The 24,558-nt window shown below is 46.0% G+C and carries 21 protein-coding genes and 1 pseudogene; 11 read left to right on the top strand and 11 right to left on the bottom strand.

The window, feature by feature from the left end; translation table 11 throughout:
* Nucleotides 1-3 precede the first annotated feature (3 nt).
* From ACI0FF_RS13655 to ACI0FF_RS13640, 4 genes are all read right to left on the bottom strand, one after another.
* Complete coding sequence (locus tag ACI0FF_RS13655; protein ID WP_419797356.1) at nucleotides 4-1,206, bottom strand: EAL domain-containing protein; 1,203 nt, start codon at nucleotides 1,204-1,206, stop codon at nucleotides 4-6.
* Between the two features lie 337 nt (nucleotides 1,207-1,543).
* Entirely contained in the window at nucleotides 1,544-1,987 is a 444-nt protein-coding gene (cynS, locus tag ACI0FF_RS13650) for a cyanase (protein ID WP_419797355.1), read from the bottom strand.
* 60 nt (nucleotides 1,988-2,047) lie between these two features.
* Nucleotides 2,048-3,787 carry a protein kinase domain-containing protein gene (locus ACI0FF_RS13645; RefSeq protein WP_419797354.1) on the bottom strand — a complete coding sequence of 580 codons (1,740 nt, stop codon included), beginning with the start codon at nucleotides 3,785-3,787 and terminating at the stop codon, nucleotides 2,048-2,050.
* Between the two features lie 56 nt (nucleotides 3,788-3,843).
* Nucleotides 3,844-4,686, bottom strand: a complete 843-nt coding sequence (locus ACI0FF_RS13640) for a formate/nitrite transporter family protein (protein WP_419797353.1) — start codon at nucleotides 4,684-4,686, stop codon at nucleotides 3,844-3,846.
* A gap of 587 nt (nucleotides 4,687-5,273) precedes the next feature.
* Between ACI0FF_RS13640 and fliG the strand changes: the two genes are divergently transcribed.
* The 5 genes from fliG to ACI0FF_RS13615 all read left to right on the top strand — a co-directional run bounded on the left by fliG (nucleotide 5,274) and on the right by ACI0FF_RS13615 (nucleotide 9,763).
* A complete protein-coding gene (fliG, locus tag ACI0FF_RS13635) occupies nucleotides 5,274-6,293 on the top strand; it encodes a flagellar motor switch protein FliG (RefSeq protein WP_419797352.1) in 1,020 nt (339 codons plus the stop codon).
* A gap of 28 nt (nucleotides 6,294-6,321) precedes the next feature.
* Nucleotides 6,322-7,386, top strand: coding sequence for an AmmeMemoRadiSam system radical SAM enzyme (gene amrS, locus ACI0FF_RS13630; RefSeq protein ID WP_419797351.1), 1,065 nt, complete (start codon nucleotides 6,322-6,324; stop codon nucleotides 7,384-7,386).
* A 126-nt stretch (nucleotides 7,387-7,512) separates the two neighbouring features.
* On the top strand, nucleotides 7,513-9,018 hold the full coding sequence (locus ACI0FF_RS13625; protein ID WP_419797350.1) for a leucyl aminopeptidase: 1,506 nt from the start codon (nucleotides 7,513-7,515) through the stop codon (nucleotides 9,016-9,018).
* Between the two features lie 13 nt (nucleotides 9,019-9,031).
* The gene (locus tag ACI0FF_RS13620; RefSeq protein WP_419797349.1) at nucleotides 9,032-9,481 is read left to right on the top strand and encodes a DNA polymerase III subunit chi; all 450 of its coding nucleotides are present in this window, start codon (nucleotides 9,032-9,034) and stop codon (nucleotides 9,479-9,481) included.
* 18 nt (nucleotides 9,482-9,499) lie between these two features.
* Nucleotides 9,500-9,763: a hypothetical protein gene (locus ACI0FF_RS13615; RefSeq protein ID WP_419797348.1), complete on the top strand. Its 264-nt coding sequence runs from the start codon at nucleotides 9,500-9,502 to the stop codon at nucleotides 9,761-9,763.
* Here the strand turns inward: ACI0FF_RS13615 and rsgA are convergent.
* Both rsgA and ndk read right to left on the bottom strand, forming a co-directional pair.
* Nucleotides 9,743-10,489, bottom strand: a complete 747-nt coding sequence (gene rsgA / locus ACI0FF_RS13610) for a GTPase RsgA (RefSeq protein WP_419797347.1) — start codon at nucleotides 10,487-10,489, stop codon at nucleotides 9,743-9,745. The genes ACI0FF_RS13615 and rsgA overlap by 21 nt on opposite strands.
* Before the next feature lie 375 nt (nucleotides 10,490-10,864).
* Nucleotides 10,865-11,287 (bottom strand): nucleoside-diphosphate kinase, encoded by a 423-nt coding sequence (ndk, locus tag ACI0FF_RS13605; protein ID WP_419797346.1) that lies wholly within the window; start codon nucleotides 11,285-11,287, stop codon nucleotides 10,865-10,867.
* 166 nt (nucleotides 11,288-11,453) lie between these two features.
* Between ndk and ACI0FF_RS13600 the strand changes: the two genes are divergently transcribed.
* Together ACI0FF_RS13600 and ACI0FF_RS13595 are read left to right on the top strand one after the other, a co-directional pair.
* Complete coding sequence (locus ACI0FF_RS13600; protein WP_419797345.1) at nucleotides 11,454-13,334, top strand: ABC-F family ATP-binding cassette domain-containing protein; 1,881 nt, start codon at nucleotides 11,454-11,456, stop codon at nucleotides 13,332-13,334.
* Between the two features lie 170 nt (nucleotides 13,335-13,504).
* Nucleotides 13,505-14,547 (top strand): annotated as a pseudogene (locus ACI0FF_RS13595) (IS3 family transposase); the annotation flags it as partial.
* 64 nt (nucleotides 14,548-14,611) lie between these two features.
* Here ACI0FF_RS13595 and ACI0FF_RS13590 read toward each other — a convergent pair.
* Nucleotides 14,612-14,905 carry a hypothetical protein gene (locus tag ACI0FF_RS13590; protein ID WP_419797344.1) on the bottom strand — a complete coding sequence of 98 codons (294 nt, stop codon included), beginning with the start codon at nucleotides 14,903-14,905 and terminating at the stop codon, nucleotides 14,612-14,614.
* A gap of 3 nt (nucleotides 14,906-14,908) precedes the next feature.
* Nucleotides 14,909-16,282 carry a hypothetical protein gene (locus tag ACI0FF_RS13585; protein ID WP_419797343.1) on the bottom strand — a complete coding sequence of 458 codons (1,374 nt, stop codon included), beginning with the start codon at nucleotides 16,280-16,282 and terminating at the stop codon, nucleotides 14,909-14,911.
* A gap of 615 nt (nucleotides 16,283-16,897) precedes the next feature.
* On the opposite strand from ACI0FF_RS13585, the gene ACI0FF_RS13580 reads away from it, so the two are divergent.
* Together ACI0FF_RS13580 and ACI0FF_RS13575 are read left to right on the top strand one after the other, a co-directional pair.
* A complete protein-coding gene (locus tag ACI0FF_RS13580; protein ID WP_419797342.1) occupies nucleotides 16,898-17,203 on the top strand; it encodes an STAS domain-containing protein in 306 nt (101 codons plus the stop codon).
* 18 nt (nucleotides 17,204-17,221) lie between these two features.
* Nucleotides 17,222-18,028, top strand: a complete 807-nt coding sequence (locus ACI0FF_RS13575) for a helical backbone metal receptor (protein ID WP_419797341.1) — start codon at nucleotides 17,222-17,224, stop codon at nucleotides 18,026-18,028.
* 55 nt (nucleotides 18,029-18,083) lie between these two features.
* Here the strand turns inward: ACI0FF_RS13575 and ACI0FF_RS13570 are convergent, their stop codons facing one another.
* Nucleotides 18,084-18,326, bottom strand: coding sequence for a hypothetical protein (locus ACI0FF_RS13570; RefSeq protein WP_419797340.1), 243 nt, complete (start codon nucleotides 18,324-18,326; stop codon nucleotides 18,084-18,086).
* A gap of 204 nt (nucleotides 18,327-18,530) precedes the next feature.
* Between ACI0FF_RS13570 and ACI0FF_RS13565 the strand changes: the two genes are divergently transcribed.
* Both ACI0FF_RS13565 and ACI0FF_RS13560 read left to right on the top strand, forming a co-directional pair.
* Nucleotides 18,531-20,759 (top strand): methyl-accepting chemotaxis protein, encoded by a 2,229-nt coding sequence (locus ACI0FF_RS13565; protein ID WP_419797339.1) that lies wholly within the window; start codon nucleotides 18,531-18,533, stop codon nucleotides 20,757-20,759.
* Between the two features lie 317 nt (nucleotides 20,760-21,076).
* Nucleotides 21,077-22,702 carry an acyl-CoA synthetase gene (locus ACI0FF_RS13560; RefSeq protein WP_419797338.1) on the top strand — a complete coding sequence of 542 codons (1,626 nt, stop codon included), beginning with the start codon at nucleotides 21,077-21,079 and terminating at the stop codon, nucleotides 22,700-22,702.
* Nucleotides 22,703-22,826: 124 nt separating this feature from the next.
* On the opposite strand, the gene purN is transcribed toward ACI0FF_RS13560, so the two are convergent.
* Nucleotides 22,827-23,477, bottom strand: a complete 651-nt coding sequence (gene purN / locus ACI0FF_RS13555; protein ID WP_419797337.1) for a phosphoribosylglycinamide formyltransferase — start codon at nucleotides 23,475-23,477, stop codon at nucleotides 22,827-22,829.
* Nucleotides 23,465-24,532, bottom strand: coding sequence for a phosphoribosylformylglycinamidine cyclo-ligase (gene purM / locus ACI0FF_RS13550; protein WP_419797336.1), 1,068 nt, complete (start codon nucleotides 24,530-24,532; stop codon nucleotides 23,465-23,467). Before purM ends, purN begins: the two co-directional genes overlap by 13 nt.
* Between the last annotated feature and the right edge of the window lie 26 nt (nucleotides 24,533-24,558).

Raw genomic sequence — 24,558 nt, 5'->3', positions numbered from 1 at the left:
GTTCTATTTTTGTTTATTTTTCTGCCATTGATGTGCCCAATTCTGAAAGTCATCGCGGGCAAGTGGGGGTGAAAAATAATATCCCTGGATCAGGTCACTTCCCAATTCTTTCAAAAAGTTAAGGGTTTCAAGGTCTTCAACACCTTCGGAAACGATCGACATGGATAAAGTATGTGCCAAATCGGTGGTTGATTGCACGATGGATTTGGCGCTTTCTTCTGTCATCACATTCATAACGAAGGAACGGTCAATTTTGACTTCGTTAAAAGGAATGTCGCGCAAATGCTTCATTGATGAATAACCCGTTCCAAAATCATCGATGGAAAGCTTAAAGCCTTTCATACGTAGTCGGGTGAGGACATCAAGATATGTTTTGCCTTCTTCCAGAACAGCATTTTCTGTTATTTCAATCGTCAGGAAGCTAGTCGAAATACCGTATTTAAGTGCTTGGGCAAACAGAAGGTCGGGTAAATCTAGATTGGAAAGGGAATGGGCGGAAAAATTGATGGAACAGCCGATGTTTATCCCACTGTTTTGCCATTCTGCCAGTGCTTCTAAAACCTGTTCAAACATACAGAATGTAAGATCGTTGATCAGGTGATTATCTTCAGCAAAATTGATGAATTGATAAGGTGGGATAATGCCTTTTTCAGGGTGATGCCACCGGGCCAAGGCTTCGCAGGCGATCAGTGTATCATCATGTGTTGAAATTTGCGGTTGGAAGAAAGGTTTTATCTGTTTGTTTTGGATTGCCATGCGCATTTCTTCAACAGTCGGAAACGATTGATCCTGTTTGTTGTTTTCAGCAGATGAGATTGCTTTTTTTTCAATTGAACGTAATGAAACGCGTGAAAGGATATTTTCCAGTGATGTGATTTTAATGGGTTTGCTGAGGGACCCCAGAACATTGAGGCCGTGGTCGCGGGCCAATCTGTTTGCGGTTGAAATAATGCTTTCATCCATACCGCTGACGACGATTATGTCTGCGTTGCATTGATTGTCACCGAGAAAACGTATGAGCTCAATACCATCCATATCGGGCATGGATAGGTCCATAATGATACAATCCAGGTCAGTGGAATAAAGCAACGGAAATTCGAGCGAATTATATGTTTTTGCTGTCGAAAAGCCCATATCGTCTGCCACATCGCAAATAAATTGGCAAATGTCGGGTTCGTCATCAATAACAAGCAGTTTTTTTATCATTTATCAGCCTTGAACAACTTTATGCGCTTACCCTTTTAACGCGATATAGTGTTTCTCATTATAATTTTAAGTTTTTTATTTTTCTGATTGTTTGCATTTAGTTGATTGTATTTTCTACTATAAAGTAAGGAGTATTTCACCAGTGCAAAAGTATAGATGACAATTTTTTTATCATATCACTTTGTATCTAAGTGTAAAAACAAGTTTGTTGATCTTGATCAGCATGTCTTTTTTCTCTGTTAAATTCAATATAAGAACTTTAAAAATAAGAGAATTTTGAATGAAAATATTTGGCACAAGCTTGTGAGATTGATCAAGCAAGCTTGTGCCAATCGATTTAATAACGTTTATATGGCAGAAATTTACCATTCAAGGTGACGACGACACGATCGCCTGCGGGATTTTCTTCTTTTGATATATCCATTGAAAAATCAATCGCCGACATAATGCCGTCACCAAATTGTTCTTCAATTAAGGCTTTCATGGCTGGGCCGTAAACCTGAATAAGTTCGTAAAAACGATAAAGCAGCGCGTCTGTGGGGACTTCTTGTCCCAATGCCCCGCGATAAGGCGGAACCGTCAGCCATTTTGCTTCTTCATTACTGAGGTCGAAAAGACGTGCTGCGATGGCTGCTTCCTGTTCATTCATTGCCATTTGGCCTAGTAGGCCGCATGTTACCCATTCTTTGGATTGACCAATTTCTTCGGCTACACTTGCCCAAGTCAGGTTTTTGGCGAGTTTGGCTGCTACTATTTTTTCGGTAACGAGTGCGCGTGACATCAAATTTCTCCTTATGATGCAAGGGATAAAGAGCTCTGATTTTTTTTCATGTTGGCTGTGTCAGAATTTAGATATCAACAAGAGAAAACAGCACAGAGCGAAGAAAAGAGTTAGACTTTGCCAAAAAAGAACAGGGTTTCTTTCCATTAAGGGCATGGCAGTACGCCTTTTGAAATCGGCGCTTGGTTTTTCCAAATCACTGAGGAATTCGGAAAAAGATTGGTAACGTCTATTTATGTCGGGATGAACGGCTTTATTCAACGTGGCCTCGACCCAATCGGGTAAGGGAGATTGTGACGCCAACGTTGACCTGAAACGGAGTTTATGCAGGTCTTTGCGATTTCTAACGTGGGCGGTTTTTACGCCATAAGGGAGGTGCCCGGTCAACATCTCATAGGTGATAACGCCTAGGGAATATAAGTCTGAATTTTGTGTCCCCCCATAACCAAGGAAATATTCCGGGGCGCTATATTGCACAGTGCCTAAGATATCGTGATCGATATACAACGGCGACACTTCTTGCACACCGGCAACGCGTGTGGAGCCAAAATCAATGATTTTTACGGTTCCTTGATGATCGATCATAATGTTTTCAGGACGCAAATCCTGATGAAGCATTTCCCGACGATGAAACGCCCTTAATCCTTGAATAATCTGACCGATAATATTGCGGACAGATTGCAAAGGGGGGTGGGGATTATCATTCATCCATTGGCGCAGAGTTTGACCTTCAATGAAAGGGGTAATGGTGTAAAGTGCACTGCGTGTTTGCGGCGCGGGTGCAGCACCTAAAACATGTGGATTTTGAATACGCCTTGAGATCCATTCCTCCATCACAAAGCGTCGTAAGTAATCCGGACTTTCCTGTAAATCGACAGAGGGGAATTTTAAAACGACAGGTGTTTTGTGTTCGCCATGGGCTAGAAAAATATGGCTGCGTGCAGATGACACAATAGGGCGAATGATCTCGAAACCGTCGATGACATCACCCGCTTTGGGGAGGGGGATCAGTGGCAAGTTTAGGGTATCATCCAGCAAGCCTGCGCCGTCATGTTCTTCTGGTAAGTGCTCGACCCGCACAATTTGAAGAGTGAGATTGTCATCACTGCCTTTTTTCAAAGAATCTTCGACTATGTTTTGGGCGGCATCCTGTAAGGATGAACATGTGCGGATGGTTTCAATAACATCTTGAGGTTGCCAAAATTCATGAACACCATCGCTACTGAGTAAAAAAATATCACCAACATTTAAACGATGTTCACTGTAGTCAATTTCCACCTGTGCCCCGGAACCAATAGAGCGTCCTAGATAGCTTTCGGTTTCAGAAACTTCAATGCGATGATCTTCTGTGAGAGGTTCAAGGGAATTATGACTTATGCGCCAGACCCGACTGTCTCCGACATGAAAAACATGGGCGTGGTGTCCTTTTAAAATGAGGCTGGCCAGAGTACAGGCGCGTCCACGGTTCATGTCATGAATGCGGGCGTTTCTATTTTGGGAATAAAGCCATGAATTTGTTGCCAAAATAACGCGGGAGGCAGAGGTCTTGACCGTCCATGCATCGGATGTGCAATAATAGTCCGACATTAATGCCTTGATTATGGTTTCACTTGCTTCGGCAGAAATTGGACTGCTGCTGATGCCATCGGCAAGTGCTAACGTAATGCCCTTGAGGGCAAGTTCCTGACCTTCAGGAATGAGGGCGCCATGAAAATCCTGATTGGTCGGTTTGCGACCCGCTGTGGAATATTGTCCGATACTGACGGATAAGGATTGTTTGACGGATGTTCCTTTGGGCATGGCACACCTTTTAAAAGGCGAAGCCCGACAGATGAGCCGGGCTTCAGGACAAGGGACTATTCAGCTGGGGCTTTCGCAGAAGGTGTGACACCAGCGTTGCGTTTTGGAGACGTTTTATAGTGCGTGGCGTAAATCATACCGCCAACAAAGGTCACGCCGCCGACAAGGTTGCCAATGACGGTCGGAATTTCGTTCCAGATCAAATAGTCCATGATGGTGAAATTACCACCTAACAATAAACCGGACGGAAACAGGAACATGTTGACGATGGAATGTTCGAAACCAAGATAAAAGAACACCAAAATCGGCATCCACATCGCGATGACTTTACCGGAGACAGAGGTGGACATCATTGCCGCAACAACGCCTGTGGAAACCATCCAGTTACACATTACAGCACGCACGAACAGGGTGAGCATTCCGGCAAAACCGTGTTCGGCATAGCCAACGGTGCGGGCCTCGCCGATGATGCCGATTTTCTGACCAATGGCATTTGGGGCTTCGCTAAAACCCGTGGTGAAGATAATGGCCATAAAAACAGCAACGGTGAAGGCTCCGCCGAAATTACCGATAAATACGAGGCCCCAGTTGCGCAAGATACCGCCAACGGTCACTCCAGGGCGTTTATCAAGCAGGGCAAGCGGGCATAAGGTGAAAACACCTGTCAAAAGGTCAAAGCCAAGCAGGTAAAGCGTACAAAAGCCAACCGGGAAAAGCAAAGCCCCAATGAGAAATTGCCCGGTGTTTACGGCGACGGTGACTGCAAAAGCGGCAGCGAGCGCAAGAATGGCGCCGGCCATATAGGCACGAATCAGCGTGTCTTTCGTTGACATAAAAATCTTTGATTCGCCTGCATCGACCATTTTGGTCGCAAACTCGGCAGGTGCGATATAAGACATGGTTGAGATCCTCTAATAATAATTGAAATCAGTTTGTCAAAAAGAGGTTTGCTGCTTCTCGCCAATGAAGAGGGAAATGATTAAAAAGGCATGTGAAGACAACGCGCTCTTTCAACAAAAAACGCCGCATGACAACATCTTCCCAAAGTCTGGGAAGAGCGCCAGCGACGTTGCTGTTATTCATTTAGAATGTTTTTTTGGCGCCGTTGCCAAAAATCAAACTCTGATATTCACGAACCGTGCCAAATGTGAAAAATGTAGAGAAACGGCTTGTCTAAGCATGCTTAGGTCCAAAACGGGACATGCTGCACCGCACAAAATATGGACGAATTCGAATGGCTCTGCATAAAAACTAGGCATAGCCTTTTATTGAACAAGAGGTTTGCAGAGGTGGACCTTATCGTTTTCGTCTGTCTAACTTAGTTTATCATCATATGTCCTTATCTCGTTTTGGGCGAGGTTTTATCAAGAGGGAAAACTTATAGGATTTTATTGAAATAGGGAGTATATATAATTGAAATACATTGTTTTTAGAAATGGGTTTTAGAACATAGTATTGAAACCTAAAAATCTTTGATTGAAATATAATGGCAAGAGTTAAAGATGATTATCGTAGCCTGACTGGACAAGAAAAAGCAGCGATTTTCATGCTTTCTCTGGGAGAAGACCATTCGGGTAAATTATTTGAGATGATGGATAACGAAGAAATTCGTGAACTCTCTCAAATCATGGCGGGCTTAGGTTCTGTAAGTTCCACTGTCATAGAACGTTTGTTCGTCGAATTTGCTGATCAGCTTTCTTCTGCCGGCTCATTGGTCGGGACATTTGATAGTACGGAACGTTTGTTACGTAAAGCTTTGCCCAAAGATCGTGTTGCCGGGATTATGGAAGAAATTCGTGGTCCGGCCGGTCGGACCATGTGGGACAAGCTGGATAACGTTCATGAAGCTGTTCTTGCCAATTATTTTAAAAACGAATATCCGCAGACGATTGCCGTTGTTTTGTCAAAGATCAGACCAGATCATGCGGCCCGTGTTTTATCGCTTTTGCCCGAAAACTATGCGATGGAAGTCATCATGCGTTTGCTGCGTATGGAGGCGGTCCAAAAAGAAGTTCTCGACAGCGTTGAAAAGACCTTGCGCTCAGAATTCATGACCAACCTTGCACGCACGCAACGCCGTGATACGCACGAATTGATGGCAGATATCTTTAACAATTTGGACCGTAATACGGAAAATCGCTTCATTACTTCTTTGGAAGAACGTAATCGTGAATCAGCAGAACGTATCAAGGCTTTGATGTTTACGTTTGATGATTTGGTTCGTGTTGATAAAGCTGGTATTCAGGTTTTGTTGCGTACGGTTGAAAAAGACAAGCTGGCCTTGGCCTTGAAGGGTGGGGCGGAGTCCGTTAAAGACTTGTTCTTTGAAAATATGTCGGAACGGGCTGGTAAAATGATGCGTGAAGACATGGAAGCAATGGGACCTGTGCGTCTGCGCGATGTGGATGAGGCCCAAGCCGAAGTCGTCGTTATTGCCAAACAATTGGCAGATTCCGGCGAAATCGTCATTTCCACCGGTGGCGACGAAGACGAAATGATTTTCTAAGCAGACGGTCTCGTTATATACTGCATAGATGGTTCATTATGGACGATATTGGCATCAACTTGAAGATGGTCGCATTCAATGCGATTTGTGCCCGCGCGATTGTAAAATAAAGTCGGGGCAACGTGGTCTGTGTTTCGTGCGCGCGAACGAAGATGGGCAGATGGTCTTGACCACCTATGGCCGATCCAGTGGCTTTTGCATTGACCCGATTGAAAAAAAGCCTCTCAATCATTTTTATCCCGGCACACCTGTTTTATCATTTGGAACGGCGGGGTGTAATCTGACGTGCAAGTTTTGTCAGAATTGGGATATTTCCAAATCGCGTGAATTTGACAAGTTACAGGCAGAGGCAACACCGGAAATGATTGCACGCGCCTGTGTGCAGGCCAAATGCAAATCGGTGGCATTTACCTATAATGACCCGGTGATTTTTTTAGAATATGCTGTCGATGTGGCAAAGGCGTGCCGCGCACAGGGTATCAAGACGGTGGCGGTGACTGCTGGTTATATTCATGCAGAGGCCCGCAAGGAATTCTTCACCCATATGGATGCGGCAAATGTGGATTTAAAATCGTTTCGCGAAGATTTTTATCATAGATTATGCAGTGCCCATTTGGATGATGTTCTGGAAACCTTGGTCTATCTGAAACATCAAACGAATGTCTGGTTTGAAATCACCGATCTTTTGATCCCCGGTGAAAATGACGGTGCAGATGAAATTGATGACATGACCAAGTGGGTAGTGCGTGAACTGGGGGTGGAAGTGCCCATGCATTTCAGCGCCTTTCACCCGGACTGGAAAATGCAGAATAAGCCGCGTACCCCGGCCCAAAGCCTGATACGTGCGCGTGACATTGCTCTTGCCAATGGGGTGCGATATGCCTATACGGGCAATGTTCACCATGAAGAAGGCGACACGACCTATTGCCATAACTGTGGCGAGGTTTTGATCAAGCGTGATTGGTATGAATTGTCTGAATGGCGATTGGATCACGATGGGCATTGCCTGTCGTGTGGGACAAAATGTGCAGGGCGCTTTGAGGGGCCAGGCGGAGCATGGGGGCGAAAACGTGTCCCTTTACGGTTTAAATAGGTTTCATTTCACTCTATTTTTCCGTATTTCTTTTTTAAAAATATATAAACTTATATTTTTTATGGTTTTCCTTGGGCAAACTTCCGGCTAACCTGTGCAAAACAAATGCAATGAAGTGAGGATTTTATGAAAATTTCGTTCACGAAACCGGGCTTGCCGGAGACGGGTGTTCTTGTGGTTATTGGCTTTGATGGCGGGGATCTGTCGGAAAGTGCCACAGCGATTGATAAACAGATCGATGGTGCGCTTTCCCGTGCAGCGAAAATTGCAAAATTCAAAGGAAAATTGGGCGAAGTGGTTTCTGTTTTGGCCCCTGGCGGGACAAAGCTGGAACGCATTCTTTTGATCGGTGCAGGCAAACCCAAGGCACTGGATTTGCTGGAATCTGAAAAATTGGGTGGAACGATTTACCGTGTGTTGGGCGCACAACAACCGCGCACCGTCAGCATTGCCTTTGATGCGGTTGAAGAGGCCGACGCCCGCGTTTGGGAACATGCGGCCCATATCGCTTATGGGGCGTTGCTGCGATCTTATCGTTTCGATAAATACCGCACCAAGGAAGAAGACGATAAAAAACCGTCAATCCGCGCCTTGAAGATCATGACACCAAGTGGCGGGCGCGCGCGTAATGCTTTTGAAGAACTTGAAAAAATTGCCGAAGGAATTTTCCTGACCCGTGATCTGGTATCGGAACCGGCCAATGTTTTATACCCGGATAGTTTTGCCGATATCTGCCGCGAATTGGTAGAATTGGGCGTCGAGGTCAATGTGCTGGGCGAAGCGGAAATGGCCAAGCTTGGCATGAATGCCCTGTTGGGTGTCGGTCAAGGCAGTCGCCGCGAATCCCGTTTGGTCACCATGCGCTGGAACGGGCTGCAAAATGGTGGACGCAAAGCCAAATCTGTACAACTTGCCTTGGTGGGTAAGGGCGTGACGTTTGATACTGGCGGGATCAGCATTAAACCCGCTGCCGGTATGGAAGATATGAAATGGGACATGGGCGGTGCAGGTGCTGTCACCGGTGCCATGAAAGCCTTGGCAGGGCGCAAAGCCAACGTCAATGTGGTCGGGGTGATCGGTCTCGTGGAAAATATGCCCGATGGCAACGCACAACGTCCCGGTGATGTGGTGACCTCTATGGATGGTCAAACGATTGAGGTTATCAACACGGATGCAGAAGGCCGCCTTGTGCTGGCGGATGCCTTGACCTATACCCAGCAGGAATTTGAACCGAAGACCATCATCAATCTGGCAACCTTGACCGGGGCGATTTTGGTGTCGCTGGGCCAAGAACGTGCAGGTGTGTTTGCCAATGATGACGATCTGGCAGAAAAACTGAGAAAAGCCGGTGATGAAACCGGGGAAAAAGTCTGGCCTTTCCCGATGGATAGCGCCTATGACGAGTTGATCAATTCTCAAATCGCCGATATGAAAAATGTCGGCGGACGTTTCGGTGGATCGATCACGGCGGCAAAATTCCTGCAACGTTTTGTCAAGGACACCACATGGGCGCATATCGATATTGCCGGTATGGCCTGGTCTACGAAAGACCGTCCGACCGTGCCGCGCGGTGGCACAGGTTATGGGGTGCGCTTGCTGGATAAGCTGGTTGCAAAATATTTTGAAGGATAAGGTCTGAAGGCTCGTGACGGATATTGCGTTTTACCACCTGACAAAGTTCTCTTTGGAACAGGCTTTGCCCAAACTGCTGGAAAAAACCCTGCAGGTGGGAAAACGCGCCGTCGTGCAAGTCGGCTCCAGCGAACGGGCAGAAGCCTTGGCCAACGATCTTTGGACCTACCAACCAGACAGCTGGTTGCCGCACGGGACCGCAAAAGACGGACATGCAGGCCAACAGCCAATCTGGATTACCCCGGATGCGGAAAACCCGAACGAGGCGACTTTTCTTTTCTTGTGTGACGGGGCGGATCGGACCGATTTACCCAGCTTTGAACGTTGCTTTGTCGTCTTTGACGGACGCAGCGATCAAGCCGTCCAAAATGCGCGCGCGCAGTGGAAGACCTATAAAGAGGCCGAACATGCCTTGACCTACTGGCAACAAACCGACAACGGCGGCTGGGAGAAAAAGGCTTAAGGGGGGGGAAGTGAAAAAATGAAATTAATCATCTCTTTATTTGTTTTTATGTTTGCGGGTTTGATTCCTGTTCATCTTAAAGCACATGATACAAGTCAGCCGAAACCAGCGTGGTGGACGGGAAAAAACTTGAAACTTACCTATAGTGCGAACGACAATGTTTGCCGGGAAATGTTGGAGTATTTTGATAAAAAATACAAACCAACATCCGAGATGTTCCGGCCAGATCATCACCTAAAAGTTCGGGGGACAGTTACCGAATTACTTCCAATAATTCGGTAACTGTCCCCCGAACTCGCTATCATTTTCCCGGATGTTTTGTGTTTCGACTGTGATCTTGCCTTGAAGTGCGTTCACCAAGGTAGATTTTCCCACACCGGAAGATCCCAAGAAGGCAACGGTTTGTCCGGTTTTACACCAATCAGCAAGCCGTTCCTTTGGTTCATGTCCGCAAGCATTGAGAGGTACAACAAAAACTTTTTTAGAAATTTCCGCCGCTTTTTCAATGTAAAGGGCAGGGTTTTCGCAAAGATCTGTTTTCGTCAGTACAATGACAGGCGTGATTTCAGCCTCAAAAGCAAGTGCGATATAGCGTTCAAGTCTGGCAATGTTAAAGTCGTGATTACAAGAGGTTACGATAAACGCGGTCTCGATGTTGGCGGCAATCAATTGTTGTTGCCTGTCTGTGCCGGGAGCCCGTCTTTGAAGGAGGCTTTTGCGATCTAAAACCTGACGGATTTGTTGGGCTTCTTCATCATACAATATCCAGTCACCAATGGTAACATTGGGGACAAAGGGGATCAGTTGATCAATGTGTTCGCCTTGAATATGAAGATGACCACGATGTACTTCGATAATACGAGCGGGAGTATTTTTTTGTAAGGTTTCTAGTGTAACCTGTTGCAGAAAAAAGGGTTGCCAACCAAGCGTGTTTAATGGGTTTCGTTCATATTTTGGAGTATCTTTTTGCTGAGTAGACGGCAGGAATTGAGAATAGTCCTTTTTCATAGGAATATCTTTCATTATGTGGCAGGGGATACCTGAGCCAGAAAAAGTAAGAATGAAAGCGCAAAAAAACGTTTCCTACTTTAAAAAAGTAGGGAAATAAGACCTAGAAGTGTTTTTTTGCAGAGGGAACACGTGTGGTTCCCTTCCTAATTAGGACATAAAATCTCCATTGCTAATGTAAATGAAATATCACTAATATTGAAGAAAGTCAATGTAAGTGACGTGTTGAATTTTCGAAAAAATTTAAAAAATAATGTCTTAACTTTGTGACATTGAGGTCTGTCTCAAAATTATATGACTGACCCAAACAAAAAAGCGGTGCTTCCCATAAAGGAAGCACCGCTTTTTATTCGTTTGCGATCTGAGGATATCAGATTAGCCGACGATCTCACATGCAGAGAAGAAGTATGCGATTTCTTCTTTAGCCGTTTCCGGAGCATCAGAGCCATGTACGGAGTTTTCTTGAACGTCGATGGCGAAATCTTTACGGATTGTGCCTTCTTCTGCGTTCGCGGGGTTTGTTGCACCCATGATTTCGCGGTTAGCGAGGATGGCGTTTTCGCCTTCCAGAACCTGTACAACAACCGGTTCGGAGATCATGTATTCAACCAGTTCACCGAAGAAAGAACGCTCTTTATGCACAGCGTAGAAGCCTTCAGCTTGTTTTTGAGTCAGTTGGATGCGCTTGGAAGCAACGACGCGCAGGCCTTTTTCTTCAAAACGAGCGACGATTTGACCCGTCAGGTTGCGGCGAGTTGCGTCCGGTTTGATGATGGACAGTGTACGTTCGATAGCCATAATAGGGAAACCCCTTTGTCTGTAAAATCTCTGTGAAGTCACCGGGACGGATACCCAGCGACAAAGTGGGCGCCTTATACAGTGTCAAAACGCAATTTGCAACTGCACAATTATGTTTTTCATCTTTCATGATGAAATGCTCAAAAAATGTGCTAAAAGCGCCGCTATGTTACATATAAATGATCTGACATACCGCATTGGCGGGCGCATCCTGTTTGAACAGGCAACTGTTGTCGTTCCGGCAGGTCACAAGGTAGGCCTTGTCGGCAAGAACGGCACGGGCAAATCCACTTTGTTTAAACTTATTCTAGAAGAGCTTTCACCGGATGATGGAAGCCTGAGCGTACAAAAACGCGCCCGCGTGGGACGAGTCGCACAGGAAGCACCAACCGGGAGTGATTCATTGCTCGACACCGTGTTAAAGGCTGATGGGGAACGCGAAAGCCTGTTGGCAGAGGCCGACACCTGCACAGACCCGCACCGTATCGGTGAAATCCATGCCCGTCTTGCCGATATTGATGCCCATAGCGCCCCGGCACGCGCGGCCACGATCCTGAATGGTCTGGGGTTTGACCATGACGCCCAGTTACGCCCCTGTAGTGATTTTTCCGGTGGTTGGCAAATGCGTGTCGCCTTGGCTGCCGCCTTGTTTGCCCAACCAGATTTGTTACTGCTGGATGAACCGACCAACCACTTGGACCTTGAAGCCGTCATGTGGTTGGAAGATTATTTAAAAAGATATCCCGGCACTATTTTGGTGATCAGCCACGAACGTGCTTTGCTAAATACTGTGGTGGACGAGATTATTCATCTGGAACATTGCAAGCTCACGCGTTATGGCGGCAATTACGATACGTTTGAAAAAACGCGCCGGGAAAAGCTCGCCCTGCAAGTCAAGGCGCAATCCAAGCAGATGGCTCAGCGCAAACACTTGCAAAGCTTCGTTGATCGTTTCCGTGCCAAGGCCAGCAAGGCCAAGCAGGCGCAAAGCCGCGTGAAAATGCTGGAAAAGATGGAACCAATTGCATCGGTACTGGAAGAAAAGACCTATACCTTTGATTTCCCGGACCCAGAACCGCTGTCTTCGCCCTTAATCGCGATGGAAGAGGTCGATGTCGGGTATGAAGAAAATAAACCGATCCTGAAGAAACTGTCTTTACGCATTGATATGGATGACCGTATCGCCCTTTTAGGGGCCAACGGTAATGGTAAATCCACATTGGTTAAACTGCTGGCCAACCGCCTTGCGCCAATGGAAGGGAGCTTGCGCAAATCCAGTAAGTTAAAAGTTGGTTATTTCGCCCAGCACCAAACAGATGAGCTAAACGTACAAAAAACACCGTTTGACCATATGGCTGCCTTGATGCCGGATGCAGTGGAATCCAAAGTCCGTGCACAACTCGGCCGTTTCGGGTTTGAAGGCAACAGAGCGGATAGTAAAATTGAAAAACTGTCCGGTGGCGAAAAAGCGCGCTTGCTGTTTGCCCTGATGAGCTTTGAAGCCCCGCACATTATGTTTTTGGACGAACCGACCAACCATTTGGATGTAGATTCCCGCGAAGCCCTTGTGCAAGCCATCAATACCTATGACGGGGCGGTTGTGATTGTTTCTCACGACCCGCACCTGCTGGAATTGACCTGTGATCGCCTGTGGATTGTCGAAAAAGGTGACTGTAAAGATTTTGATGGGGATTTGGCGGAATATAAACGCCAATTGATCGAAGCGCGTCGCGGCGACAAGAAAAACAACGCGAATACAGATCAAAACAGCGCGGCCAATCAAAAAAAGGCCAGCCGTCAAGATCGTGCCGCCCAACGCGCCGCCCAAGCCCCTTTGCGCAAAAAAGCCAAAGAGGCAGAAAAGCGTGTTGAAAAGTACACGCAGGAAAAAGAAAAACTGGAAGCTAAACTCGCTGACCCCAAGATTTACGAAGGGCCGAGCGATAAGCTGCAAGCCCTGCAAATCCAACTCGGCGAGATCAACACCCAATTGGAAGAAGCCGAAATGGAATGGCTGGAAGCTGCGGAAGCGTTGGAACAAAACTAGAGAAACAACTTGGACGCCCTTTGTTGCCTAAAAAGCCCGGACCAAAACCAAAAGATCGGTAACTGTCCCCCGAACTAACCGAACTAAATCGGTAACTGTCCCCCGAACTGTGTCCCCCGAACTCCGATCCCCCGAACTCCGCCGAACTCCCCGGTCCACCGAACTCCCCCACTTTAAATAAATGGGTCGCCCAGCATAAGCATGATGATTTAATGTCAGGCCCACACGACGACCTTCACAAGGGCTTGCCCGCCTTCGCAAGGAGAACCGTATTCTCAAGGAGGAGAGGGCTCGCGAAGCGGACGGAACGGCAAATTCTAAAAAAGGCAACGGAATTCTTTGCGAGCCAAAAGCGATGAGGTTTAAATTCATTGATAAAAAGAAAGTCGAACATCCGCTGAATTTGCTTTGTAAAGCCTTCAATGTCAGCCCCAGTGGTTATTACGATTGGCGTAAACGTCCCATGTCTGAACGACAACGCAAAGACCTGACTTTGTTGACCAATATTCGCACTATTCATAAAGAAAATTACCAATCCTATGGGCGTGAACGCATGACGGATGAGTTGCGTGACCTTGGCTTTACAGTCAGTGAAAAACGTGTCGCCCGTTTGATGAAAGACAATAATATCAGAGTGATACGTACGCATACCTTCAAGAAGACGACGGATAGTGATCATAATTTCAATGTCGCTCCAAACCTGTTGGATGGTGACTTCACGACCTCAGGGCCAAACCAAAAATGGGCTGGGGATATCAGTTATATCAAGACAGCAGAGGGCTGGCTGTACTTGGCCGTTGTGATTGATCTTTATTCCCGCCGTGTCATTGGTTGGGCGACAAGTAAACGCTTAAAACGCAAACTGGTGATTGATGCCCTACAACGGGCGATCGCTTTACGTCAACCGCCTGAAGGCGTGATCTTCCATTCAGATCGTGGAAGTCAATATTGCTCGCACGACTATCAGAAATTGCTCAGAAAACATGGCTTCAAGGCTTCTATGTCAGGCAAAGGTAATTGTTATGATAATGCCGCTGTTGAGACATTCTTCAAATCTTTGAAAGCTGAATTAATCTGGAGAATGAAATTGCAAACACGAGAACAGGCCGAAAAAGCCTTGTTTGGATATATTAACAGGTTCTACAATCCGAAACGCCGACATTCATATTTAGGAAATATCAGTCCAATGCAATTCGAAATGAAGGCCGCCTAAACGGAGAAGGTGCTCTCCACTTTTAGGGAACGGGTCCAAAGTCTTGGCTTGAAGATTGTCTAACTTACTTTCGGGAAATAAGCTTTTTACCCACAGACAACAGGATAAGAAGGGGGGTAAAAATTATCCCGGCCAGACAGGCATAGAGAAATGCTGACAAAAAGTCAGGATTGCAGGAATATATATGAATTCCGCCTTCATTAGGGTTGAGGGGCAATAGCCCCTCTGTTCCACTAACAATTTCACATACGCCTGAGGGTTCTAAGCCATCACTTTGAATGAGAATAGTTGCGATCAATAAACAGCCAAATAAAACGCCGATTGAATAAAGCTGAGCTATTCTTTTAAGTAGTATCATTTCCTATTCCCACTTCTTTTCTCGATATATCCTATCAACATAAGCCCCAAAGTCATTAGTATTTTCTCGTCCTGTATAATTCCAAATTGAAGCGATTTTAGAAGGGGTTGGATTGTCTAATCTGGTGGCGATCCGTTTAATTAGTGAAACACCAGCTTTCACGTTAGTTTGAGGATCAAATGCCGTCTTCTCGTCTATGCCGAGTTTCCCCCAAATTTTAGGATCAATATTCATTGGTAAAATAGTTTTTGATAAGCCAAACCCTTCAGCGGCATGAGCGGCACCGAAATAATGACCTCGTGCATTCTCTGCAAAGACAATTGCCTTCACCAGATCAGGATCAACCCCTTGCCGTCTTGCTTCTTCCTCGATAATTTTACAGTATGAGGCGACAGAAGTTTTACCTGCATCCACGCTTTCATACCAAGGTGCTTTATCAGATGCATTTGGGTTGTCTTTAATATCAAAGCGTGCATTTTCGTCATTTAATATATTTTCAATGCGTTTGTCTGCATCATTAATAGTCGGCCTTTCATCTTTATATGAAGAGGCTGGAGAGTTTTTTTCTGAATCATCAGAAACTGTATAGGTATGAACTTGCTGCTCAGCATCAGGATGAAAGGCCTTCACCTCGCCGGGATTGATCACAGGTTTAGGTTGGATCATTTTGCCCGTTTCGTCATATTGAACCTGACCTGGATAAGCCCGTTCAAATTCACCCTGAATATGTTTCACCAATGCCGGGTCTTTTTTTATGGCATAATCAGGGTGCGACATCATGGATTGCAGGCGGGCTTGCACAGTGTCGCCTTGAGGGATAATAGCCCTTTGTGCTTTTTGCCTTTGCATATTGGCAACCTCTTTCCACTGTTTTTCGCTCGGCATTTTGCCTTTTGGAGCAGAAGCGAGTGGATCGGGTAGCCCTGTGAGCGGGTCGATCTTGCTTTTCAAAGAAGGGGGAGCTTTTGTCGGTTGTGGACCGAAAGTCGCACTGGCTGTCCAAGACTCTTGGTCAGTGTTTGAGCCTACCGGTTTGCTCACCGTCACATGGGAAGGCAACTCACTTTGGGATGCTTCAAGCGGATTGGATGTAGATATGCTTTTTTGCTGTAACGCCTTAGAAATGGCGTTTTCCGTCGGTCCACCTGGATTAATGACCCCATCCACTTTTAAGCCATTGGCATCCTGAAATGCTTTGACGTTATTGGGCAGAGAAAATTCACTTTCTCCTTTTGATCCAAAGAACCCTAGGTCTGATAAGGCAGTTCCTGTTTTTATGGCATCGGGAGACGACATTGGTGTTTGCGGTGTGACGCCGCTATCGACAGAGAAGAAATTTCCAACCTCGTTGGCAACATCATTGAGAAATTCAAACATTGAATGTTCCTTTCGTTTAGGCACAAAAAAGCCCGGCACGCAGGAAATTGCGTGCCGGGCTCGGCAAAAGAAAACAGGATAAATGCTTTGCTCACACTTATCCTGTTGACTGAGATTATAAATAGAACATACAAAGAACATTGTCAAGGTGGTCGTTTTGTTTCTGTGGAATTTGTTTGCGACCACAAAATGGGTAGGATGTCTTATCCTTTAAGGGACAGTTCGAAGGGACAGTTCGGGAGAGTTCGGGGGACGGAGTTGGAGTTCGGGGCCGAGTTGAGTTAGTTCGTGAGTTAGTTCGGGGGACAGTTATGAGTTAGTTCGGGGGACAGTTACCGAATTACTTGCCTACGAGAATTCCGGGGGCAGCCTCGAAATTATATTATTTTTTAAGTTTTGTTTACAATAATCGGTGACACCTACCAATTTACTTGTCTTCTTGCAGCTTCCTTCCTGTTTTTTTCTTTCGGTAATCGGTATCTGTAACCGACTACCTGCACAAGCGATTATAAGCGGCGTTCCTGTAAATACATATAGTCTGGAGACTTGCCAAAGAAAGCTGTTCTCAGTAGTCTGGCTACCTTGATAAACAAAATAATCAATCAAGGGTGGCAAATGGAATATTCTCTCATCGATGAAAACGATGTCAAACGGGTTGCATTTTACGGCAATATCAAGGCGTCTTCGCGTCATAAGATCCTTGAAATTACCAAAGCAATGGCAACATCCGATAAAAAAGAATGGATTTTGGATGTGCATGAGTTTGACTATATCGATTCCTCAGGCCTCGGCATGATGATTGAACTGTATGAACAAGCCTCAAGCAAAGGTATTCAGCTCACCATTTCCGGGGCCAAGCCGATGGTTCGACGTATGTTCGATCTTTCCAAATTCGATAAACTTTTTAAAATCGTTGATTAACGAGACGGTATTCTTTCCATGTTTATAGATGCAATCGGACAAAGTCATCAGACCAGTCAGGATGCCCGTATTATCTCGCTGGTTCCCAGTATTACGGAATTGCTGTTTGATATGGGCCTTGGCGCGCAGGTCGTTGGGCGCACTGTTTTTTGTGTCCACCCCAAAGATCAGGTCAAGCAGGTCCGAAGCATTGGCGGGACCAAGCAGGTTAATATGGATAAGGTCAAAGCGTTGAATGCCACGCACCTGATCGTCAATGTGGATGAAAACCCCAAAGAACTGGTTGATGAACTGGCTGAGTTTATCCCTCATATTGTTGTCACTCACCCCAATACACCAAGTGACAATATTGATCTATTCAGCTTGATCGGGAATATTTTTAATAAAAAGGGGGAAGCCGCCCGCCTGATTTCAGATTTTCAGGCTGCCTTGACCCACGCCCAGTTGACGGCACAAGGACGGGAAGAAAAAAATGTTCTTTATTTTATCTGGAAAGATCCGTGGATGACGGTGGCGGGCGAGACTTATATCTCTCAAGCGCTACGCACCGCCCACATGATCAGTCAGCCGCAAACCGCAGAGATCCGTTATCCTGAAATTAATCTTGAAAGCGGTATATTAGATGAGGTTGACGCCATCCTCTTTTCCAGCGAACCCTTTCTGTTTAAGCAACATCATTTGGATGAATTCAGCAAAGAATTTGATATTCCCGCTGATAAACTCCATATTATCGATGGTGAAATGACAAGCTGGTATGGCAGTCGTGCCATTGTGGGGATAAGATATTTAGCGCAATTTGCGCAGAAGCTTTCAAACGAAGCTTAAATATATAAAAGCGGCGTTCCTAATGGATACGCCGCTTTTATATTTAATGTGATTATTAGCTACACGCACCACAGCAGGACGCGCCACCGGAAGCAAGGTCAGCGAAGTTGTGGCGGAACATGCCTTCTTTTAGCGGTCCTTTGGACAGGAGATAGGCAGCGTCTTCAATCTGTGCTTCTTCAGGGCAATTATAAATTTCATGAATAGTAATGCCATTGGGGGCTTGGCCCAGCTCTAGGTCACCTTCAACACTCATGATTTTATTATCTTCTGTGATTGCCAAGCGAAAAACGTTCATAAAAATGCTCCTGATGTTAAAATTGAGTTGAAGAAGCAATAACGATGTCGGGTGAGAAATGAAATGATGTCGGTCAACCGGGCCCTACGTTATTTTACGTAAAAATGCTACCCAATGATGCGGATTTCCTGAGGACAACCTGCGCTGTAATCTATCACGATAAAAACGAATTAAAATTTATCGTGTAACTATGGGTACTTGGGCATGAATAAAACGGGCACATCGATTCAAAGCGTGGCAAATGACGACTTGAATCTTGATCGAGAAATCGGCTTTGGCATTGGTAAAAGACTGTTACTTGCTTTTGGAAGTGTTGGCCTTCTTTGCGTTCTGGTCAGTTTTGTCAGTTGGAATGGGCTTAATCAACTGAGCGAAACGCAAAATGCGATCAGTGAAAAAAAGGTCCCGGTGATTATATCTTCGTTGATTTTGGCAAACCAGACATCACAGTTGGTGGCTTCGGCCCCGTTGCTGAGTTCGGCATCTACCGACGAAGAACGCCAAACCCATATGGATACGATTGAGAAAACAATCAAGGATGCTAATCAAGGGGTGAACTCGCTAGCCCCCCTGTTAAAAGACAAAAAGCAGGCCGAAGCCTTACAGGCGAAATTACAGCAAATCCCGCCGCTGGTCACGCGTATGAACGAAATTGTGCGCCAAATGCAGCAGATGGAGGCACGGCGTAATGAATTGGGGAAAAATTTAACTTCCTTGCGCGAAATTTCCCAGAAAAAACTCGACCCCATGACCAGTGGAGTCAATATCAGTATGCTGGATATTTCTGAAAAATGGCTGGCTTATATTGAGGAAGTTTTAGAAAAGGTCAAGGCGGGGCAAGAGGTTGATCTGGAAACAACCGAATTGGAAATGGCCCCGCTGGAAGTTACCAAGTTTTTGAAAGCCGTTCTTGGTTTTAAAAGTGGTGCAAACCTTTTGATCGGTATGTTGCTGGAAGGATCGCAAAGCGAAACGGCAGAAAGCTTGCAAAAAGTTGAAGATGGTTTTTTGCAATCGATTGCATCTATGGCAAGCCCCTTGTCTGTGATGGCGCAAACCCAAGATGTTGGAGAACTTGAAAAATTATTTCAGGAACTTCTGACTTTAGGCAGCAAAGGCGATGCCACGAACAACATTTTAAAATTGCGCCGGGAACAACTGAAATTACGCTTTGAAAGCGATGCCCTGCTTAATCAGGCGCGTGATGTTTCAAGTGCTTTGTCGGTTGAGGTTGACAAAATTGTTGCCGATTTGAAAAATGATATGGATAAGGCCGTCGCGCAAAATCAGGTATCCGCACAAAAGACCATGATTGCACTGGTGATTGTGACAGTGATTTCCATTTTGGTGGTGATCCTTGTTGGTTGGTTCTACGTCTTGCGCAACTTGGTTAAACGTTTGATGATTTTGGTCCGGGGCATGCAACAAATTGCTCGTGGGGATCTGACGACACGGGTCAATCGCAATGGCAGTGATGAAATCAGCATGATGGGTTCGGCTCTTGCGTTGTTGCGAAATGGTTTGCGTGAAGCGGACGAATTGAAAAAAGCGCAGGAAGAACAGCAAAAACGTGCTGAAGAAGAAAAGAAAGCACAGGCCCAGAAATTGGCGGACGATTTTGATAAGGCCGTGGGGCAATCGCTGTCCATTCTGTCTGAATCGCTGGGGGATATCCGCAACAAGGCGGTTTCGATGAATGAAATTTCACGACACACTTTGTCTGAAACTCAGGAAGTGACGCAAGCCTCGCAAGTGATGACGCAGGATATTTCCTCGGTTGCAGCCAATACCGAGGAATTGTCACGTTCCATAACCGAAATCAGTGGACAGGTTGCCAATAGTTCACAAGTGGCGAATGAGGCGGTTAGCCGTGCGGCCAACCTAAATAGCAATATTGAACGTTTGAAAGAGGGTTCTGAAAAAATCGAAAGTGTTATCGGTTTGATCAACACTATTGCCGAACAGACCAATTTGCTGGCCCTGAACGCAACGATCGAAGCCTCACGTGCTGGCGAGGCCGGTAAAGGCTTTGCTGTGGTGGCAAGTGAGGTGAAAAACCTCGCAAATCAAACCGCTTCGGCGATCGATAATATTTCCGAACTGATTGGCAATATTCAGAACGAAATTTCCGAAGCTGTCGAAGCAAACGCACAAATCACCACCATTATTTCCGATATTGATCAATTATCTGCCGGGATTGCGGCGGCTGTTGAAGAACAAAGTGCAGCAACAGCAGAAATTAGTCGAACTGTGCAAAACACGGCAACCCATGTGAACACGATTTCTGAGCGTGTGGTCGATGTGGCGGATGCGATTAAAAATAATGATGAAAAGGTCAGCGAAGTTTTAGAAGGTGTTTCCAGTATCGATGATCAGAGCAGTAAGCTCAATCAGGAAGTTGAATCGTTCCTTGATGATATGCGTAAGTCGTAAAGAGCGTACCTAGAAACCCTGATAAATGATACGCAAAAATACGGAGTCTTATTAAAAAAGCATCGGTTTGATTGTTTTTGATGAAAAAGTGGGCAAGCAGTTGAAAAAAAATGTTTGTGAGATGAACAAAAAACAGTATAGGTTTGTATAAATAAATATATAAAAATCAAATGGTTAATGTAATATATGTAGGGGGTCAAAACTGTTTGGGTATGGAACGACGAGTCCAGCCTAAATCCCTTTACAATTTTTAACATTATGATTCAAAAACTGCGTTACACTGCCGCGCATGGCAACTCAAATTAGGAGAAAAAGCAATGAGTGATGTCTATCAGGCAATGCGTAACGAGTTCTCGTTGGAGATCCCGAGCAATTATAATTTTGCGTTCGATTTGGTTGAAAAACGCGCCAAGGACGAGCCGAATAAAGTTGCCTACATTGCTGTAAGCCGTGATGGCGAACAGATGGAAGAACACACTTACGCAAAACTTAACGCAAAAGCGAACCGCTTTGCTAATGGCTTGCGCTCATTGGGCTGTAAAAAAGGAGACTTTGCCTGTGTCGTAATTGCCCGTATCCCTGCATGGTACGAAGTGCTGGTCGGTGCGATGAAGGTCGGCGTGGTGTCTATGCCGGGGACAAACCTGTTGACCGCGCATGATTTGGAATACCGCATTAATCGTGCAGGTGCCAAGTTGGCGATTGTCACGGCGGAACATGCCGAAAAAATTGAAGAGATCAAAGAAAAATGCCCGACGCTAGAACATTTGATTATTATCGGTGAAGACCGCGACGGTTGGGTGAATTTCGAAACATTATGTGCTGAAAATTCTGATGAATTGTCACGTGATGATGTGGAACCGACAGGTGCCGACGACATGATGTTGATTTATTTTACATCCGGTACAACGTCTATGCCGAAAATGGTCCCACGCGATTATTCCTATGGGTTGGCGCATGCTATTACCGGCAAATACTGGATGGATTTGCAAGATGGTGATGTTCATTGGACATTGACGGATACCGGTTGGGCCAAAGCCGCGTGGGGCATGCTGTTCCCACCGATGCTGATGGGCGCAACGATTGTTCTTTATGATGGGGATGGTCGTTTTGATGGTGACTTCCACCTGAAATTAATCGAACGTTTGAATGTGACATCTTTCTGTGCACCGCCGACGGTTTATCGTGTGTTTGCCCAAATGGACCTGTCCCCCTATAACCTTGACAGTCTGAAACATTGCATCGGTGCGGGCGAGCCGTTGAACCCGGAAGTCATGCGCACATGGAAACAGGCAACAGGTTGTGATGTTTATGATGGTTATGGTCAAACCGAAACGGTTAATATCGTTGCGAACTATAAAGGAATGGAAATTCGCCCCGGTTCTATGGGGAAACCTGTTCCTGGTTTGACGGTTGATGTGGTTGATGATGACGGCAATATCGTTGCCGACGACACTGTTGGCCATATCGCTGTTAAAATGACGGAGCAATATCCGTACGGTTTGTTCAAAGGGTATTTTAAAGATGAAGCAGCCAATGCAAAATGTTTCAGCAATGGTTGGTATTATACCGGTGACACGGCAACACGCGATAAGGATGGCTATATCTGGTTCGTTGGTCGTTCTGATGATGTGATCACGTCGTCTGGTTACCGCATCAGCCCGTTCGAGGTGGAAAGCGCATTGATAGAGCATCCGGCAGTTGCTGAGTCTGCTGTTGTGGCAAAACCCGATGAAATGCGCGGCGAGATCGTGAAAGCTTATGTCACGTTGGCGGCTGGGTATGAAGGGTCTGACGAACTGGAAAAAGAAATTCAGGATTTCGTCAAAAACTTGACAGCGCCTTATAAGTACCCGCGTGAAATCGAATTCCGCGATGCTTTGCCGAAAACAATTTCTGGAAAAATTCGTCGTGTGGAATTGCGCGACGAAGCGAAAGCATAAAGAAAATATCCCCCTTTGCATGCTTGTTTTGAGCGTGCAAAGGGGACAGGCATAAAAAAATCCCTTGTTCGTTTATTTGAACAAGGGATTTTTTATTCGTTATTTTTTATTGGTTATTTTTTATTCAGGCCGATGGATTAATAGAGGCCGTGTCCAGATTTTCCACACCATTATAGATGACCTTTTCACCGGAAACACGGACCTTGCGTTCCGCAATCAGTTTCAGAGCCAGTGGATAAATTCTGTGTTCTTGTTCCAGTACACGTGCACCAAGATCATCTGCGCTGTCACCGGGCAGCACTGGAACGGCGGCTTGTACAATGATGGGGCCTTCGTCCATTGCCGGGCGAACATAATGTACGGTCGCCCCATGAAATTTGACACCGGCTTCAATGGCGCGTTCATGGGTGTGCAATCCTTTGAACGAAGGAAGTAAAGCCGGGTGAATATTGATCAAACGATCCCGCCATTTTTGCACAAAGCCATCGGTCAGCAGGCGCATGAACCCAGCAAGACAGATGAGATCGACTTTATCACTATCTAGAACCTGATGAAGGGCTTCTTCAAAAGCTTCACGACCACTATATTTTTTATGGTCAATTACTGTGGTTTTGATGTCAGCCTGTTTTGCCCGTTCCAATCCATATGCGTTTTCTACATTGGAAATGACACGGGTGATTTGTGCCGGGGCATCGTCTTTTGCACACATGTCAATGAGGGCTTGCAGGTTACTGCCGCTGCCTGAGATTAAAACGGCGACTTTTAGCTTTGCCATGTCTCGATACCACTGATGTTGACAAGTTCCCCTGAATCGCGTTTGACGACGCAGCCGATTGTCGTCACATTTTCGCCGCCGTCTTGTAGGACCTTAGTTAAGGCATCTGCTTTATCTGCATCAACAATAACGCACATGCCGATCCCGCAGTTAAAGGTACGGGCCAGTTCATGGTTTGCAATGCCGCCAGCTTTTGCCAGCCAAGAGAAAACAGCGGGTAATTTCCAACTGGATGCATCAATGTCGACACCGAGACCATCGGGTAAAACGCGTGGGATATTTTCAACCAAACCACCACCGGTGATATGGGCCAGTGCGTTTACACCACCGTATTTAATGGCGGCAAGTGTACTTTTGACATAAATTTTTGTAGGATCCAGCAAAGCTTCGGCCAGGCTGCGATCACTATCAAACGGGGCAGGGGCTGCATAATCCAGTCCAGCGGCCTCAACCACGCGGCGTACCAATGAGAAACCGTTGGAATGTAAACCGTTGGAGGCAAGGCCGAGAACCACGTCGCCTTCTTTTACATTGGCCCCGGTCAATTCTTCGCCACGTTCAACCGCACCAACGCAGAAACCAGCGAGATCGTAATCGCCTTCGCTGTACATACCCGGCATTTCAGCCGTTTCGCCACCGATCAGGGCCGCACCTGCTTGAATGCAGCCTTCTGCGATGCCTTTGATGATATCGCGCCCGGCAGAAACATCAAGTTTGCCTGTCGCGTAATAATCAAGGAACAACAGCGGTTCTGCACCTTGAACAACCAGATCGTTGACGCACATGGCGACAAGGTCGATTCCAACTGTGTCGTGTTTGTCAGCAAGAATAGCGACTTTCAATTTTGTACCGACACCGTCTGTACCGGAAACAAGGATAGGGTCCTGATAGCCAGCGGCGCGCAAATCGAAGAAAGCACCGAAACCGCCCAATCCGTCCATGACGCCTGCACGTTTGGTAGATTTTGCCAGCGGTTTGATCTCATCGACCAAATCGTTACCCGCATCAATATCGACACCTGCATCTTTATAGGTGAGACCCTTTTGATCAGCCATGACCCAACCTTCACTAAAACCATATG

Source organism: Terasakiella sp. 4MB5A, from assembly GCF_050058155.1.
Taxonomy (GTDB): domain Bacteria; phylum Pseudomonadota; class Alphaproteobacteria; order Rhodospirillales; family Terasakiellaceae; genus Terasakiella; species Terasakiella halodenitrificans.
Note: the sequence above shows the minus strand (reverse complement) of the source record. Positions and strands in the feature narration are given on the sequence as shown.

What these genes read in the sequence shown, in the direction of transcription:
- ACI0FF_RS13585 (WP_419797343.1), bottom strand. Translation starts at nt 16,282, where the DNA reads ATGTTTGAATTTCTCAATGATGTTGCCAACGAGGTTGGAAATTTCTTC.
- ACI0FF_RS13655 (WP_419797356.1), bottom strand. Translation starts at nt 1,206, where the DNA reads ATGATAAAAAAACTGCTTGTTATTGATGACGAACCCGACATTTGCCAA.
- ACI0FF_RS13590 (WP_419797344.1), bottom strand. Translation starts at nt 14,905, where the DNA reads ATGATACTACTTAAAAGAATAGCTCAGCTTTATTCAATCGGCGTTTTA.
- amrS (WP_419797351.1), top strand. Translation starts at nt 6,322, where the DNA reads ATGGTTCATTATGGACGATATTGGCATCAACTTGAAGATGGTCGCATT.
- rsgA (WP_419797347.1), bottom strand. Translation starts at nt 10,489, where the DNA reads ATGAAAAAGGACTATTCTCAATTCCTGCCGTCTACTCAGCAAAAAGAT.
- ACI0FF_RS13565 (WP_419797339.1), top strand. Translation starts at nt 18,531, where the DNA reads ATGAATAAAACGGGCACATCGATTCAAAGCGTGGCAAATGACGACTTG.
- ndk (WP_419797346.1), bottom strand. Translation starts at nt 11,287, where the DNA reads ATGGCTATCGAACGTACACTGTCCATCATCAAACCGGACGCAACTCGC.
- ACI0FF_RS13580 (WP_419797342.1), top strand. Translation starts at nt 16,898, where the DNA reads ATGGAATATTCTCTCATCGATGAAAACGATGTCAAACGGGTTGCATTT.
- ACI0FF_RS13625 (WP_419797350.1), top strand. Translation starts at nt 7,513, where the DNA reads ATGAAAATTTCGTTCACGAAACCGGGCTTGCCGGAGACGGGTGTTCTT.
- ACI0FF_RS13560 (WP_419797338.1), top strand. Translation starts at nt 21,077, where the DNA reads ATGAGTGATGTCTATCAGGCAATGCGTAACGAGTTCTCGTTGGAGATC.
- ACI0FF_RS13600 (WP_419797345.1), top strand. Translation starts at nt 11,454, where the DNA reads ATGTTACATATAAATGATCTGACATACCGCATTGGCGGGCGCATCCTG.
- ACI0FF_RS13615 (WP_419797348.1), top strand. Translation starts at nt 9,500, where the DNA reads ATGAAATTAATCATCTCTTTATTTGTTTTTATGTTTGCGGGTTTGATT.
- ACI0FF_RS13575 (WP_419797341.1), top strand. Translation starts at nt 17,222, where the DNA reads ATGTTTATAGATGCAATCGGACAAAGTCATCAGACCAGTCAGGATGCC.
- ACI0FF_RS13570 (WP_419797340.1), bottom strand. Translation starts at nt 18,326, where the DNA reads ATGAACGTTTTTCGCTTGGCAATCACAGAAGATAATAAAATCATGAGT.
- ACI0FF_RS13645 (WP_419797354.1), bottom strand. Translation starts at nt 3,787, where the DNA reads ATGCCCAAAGGAACATCCGTCAAACAATCCTTATCCGTCAGTATCGGA.
- purM (WP_419797336.1), bottom strand. Translation starts at nt 24,532, where the DNA reads ATGGCTGATCAAAAGGGTCTCACCTATAAAGATGCAGGTGTCGATATT.
- cynS (WP_419797355.1), bottom strand. Translation starts at nt 1,987, where the DNA reads ATGTCACGCGCACTCGTTACCGAAAAAATAGTAGCAGCCAAACTCGCC.
- ACI0FF_RS13640 (WP_419797353.1), bottom strand. Translation starts at nt 4,686, where the DNA reads ATGTCTTATATCGCACCTGCCGAGTTTGCGACCAAAATGGTCGATGCA.
- fliG (WP_419797352.1), top strand. Translation starts at nt 5,274, where the DNA reads ATGGCAAGAGTTAAAGATGATTATCGTAGCCTGACTGGACAAGAAAAA.
- purN (WP_419797337.1), bottom strand. Translation starts at nt 23,477, where the DNA reads ATGGCAAAGCTAAAAGTCGCCGTTTTAATCTCAGGCAGCGGCAGTAAC.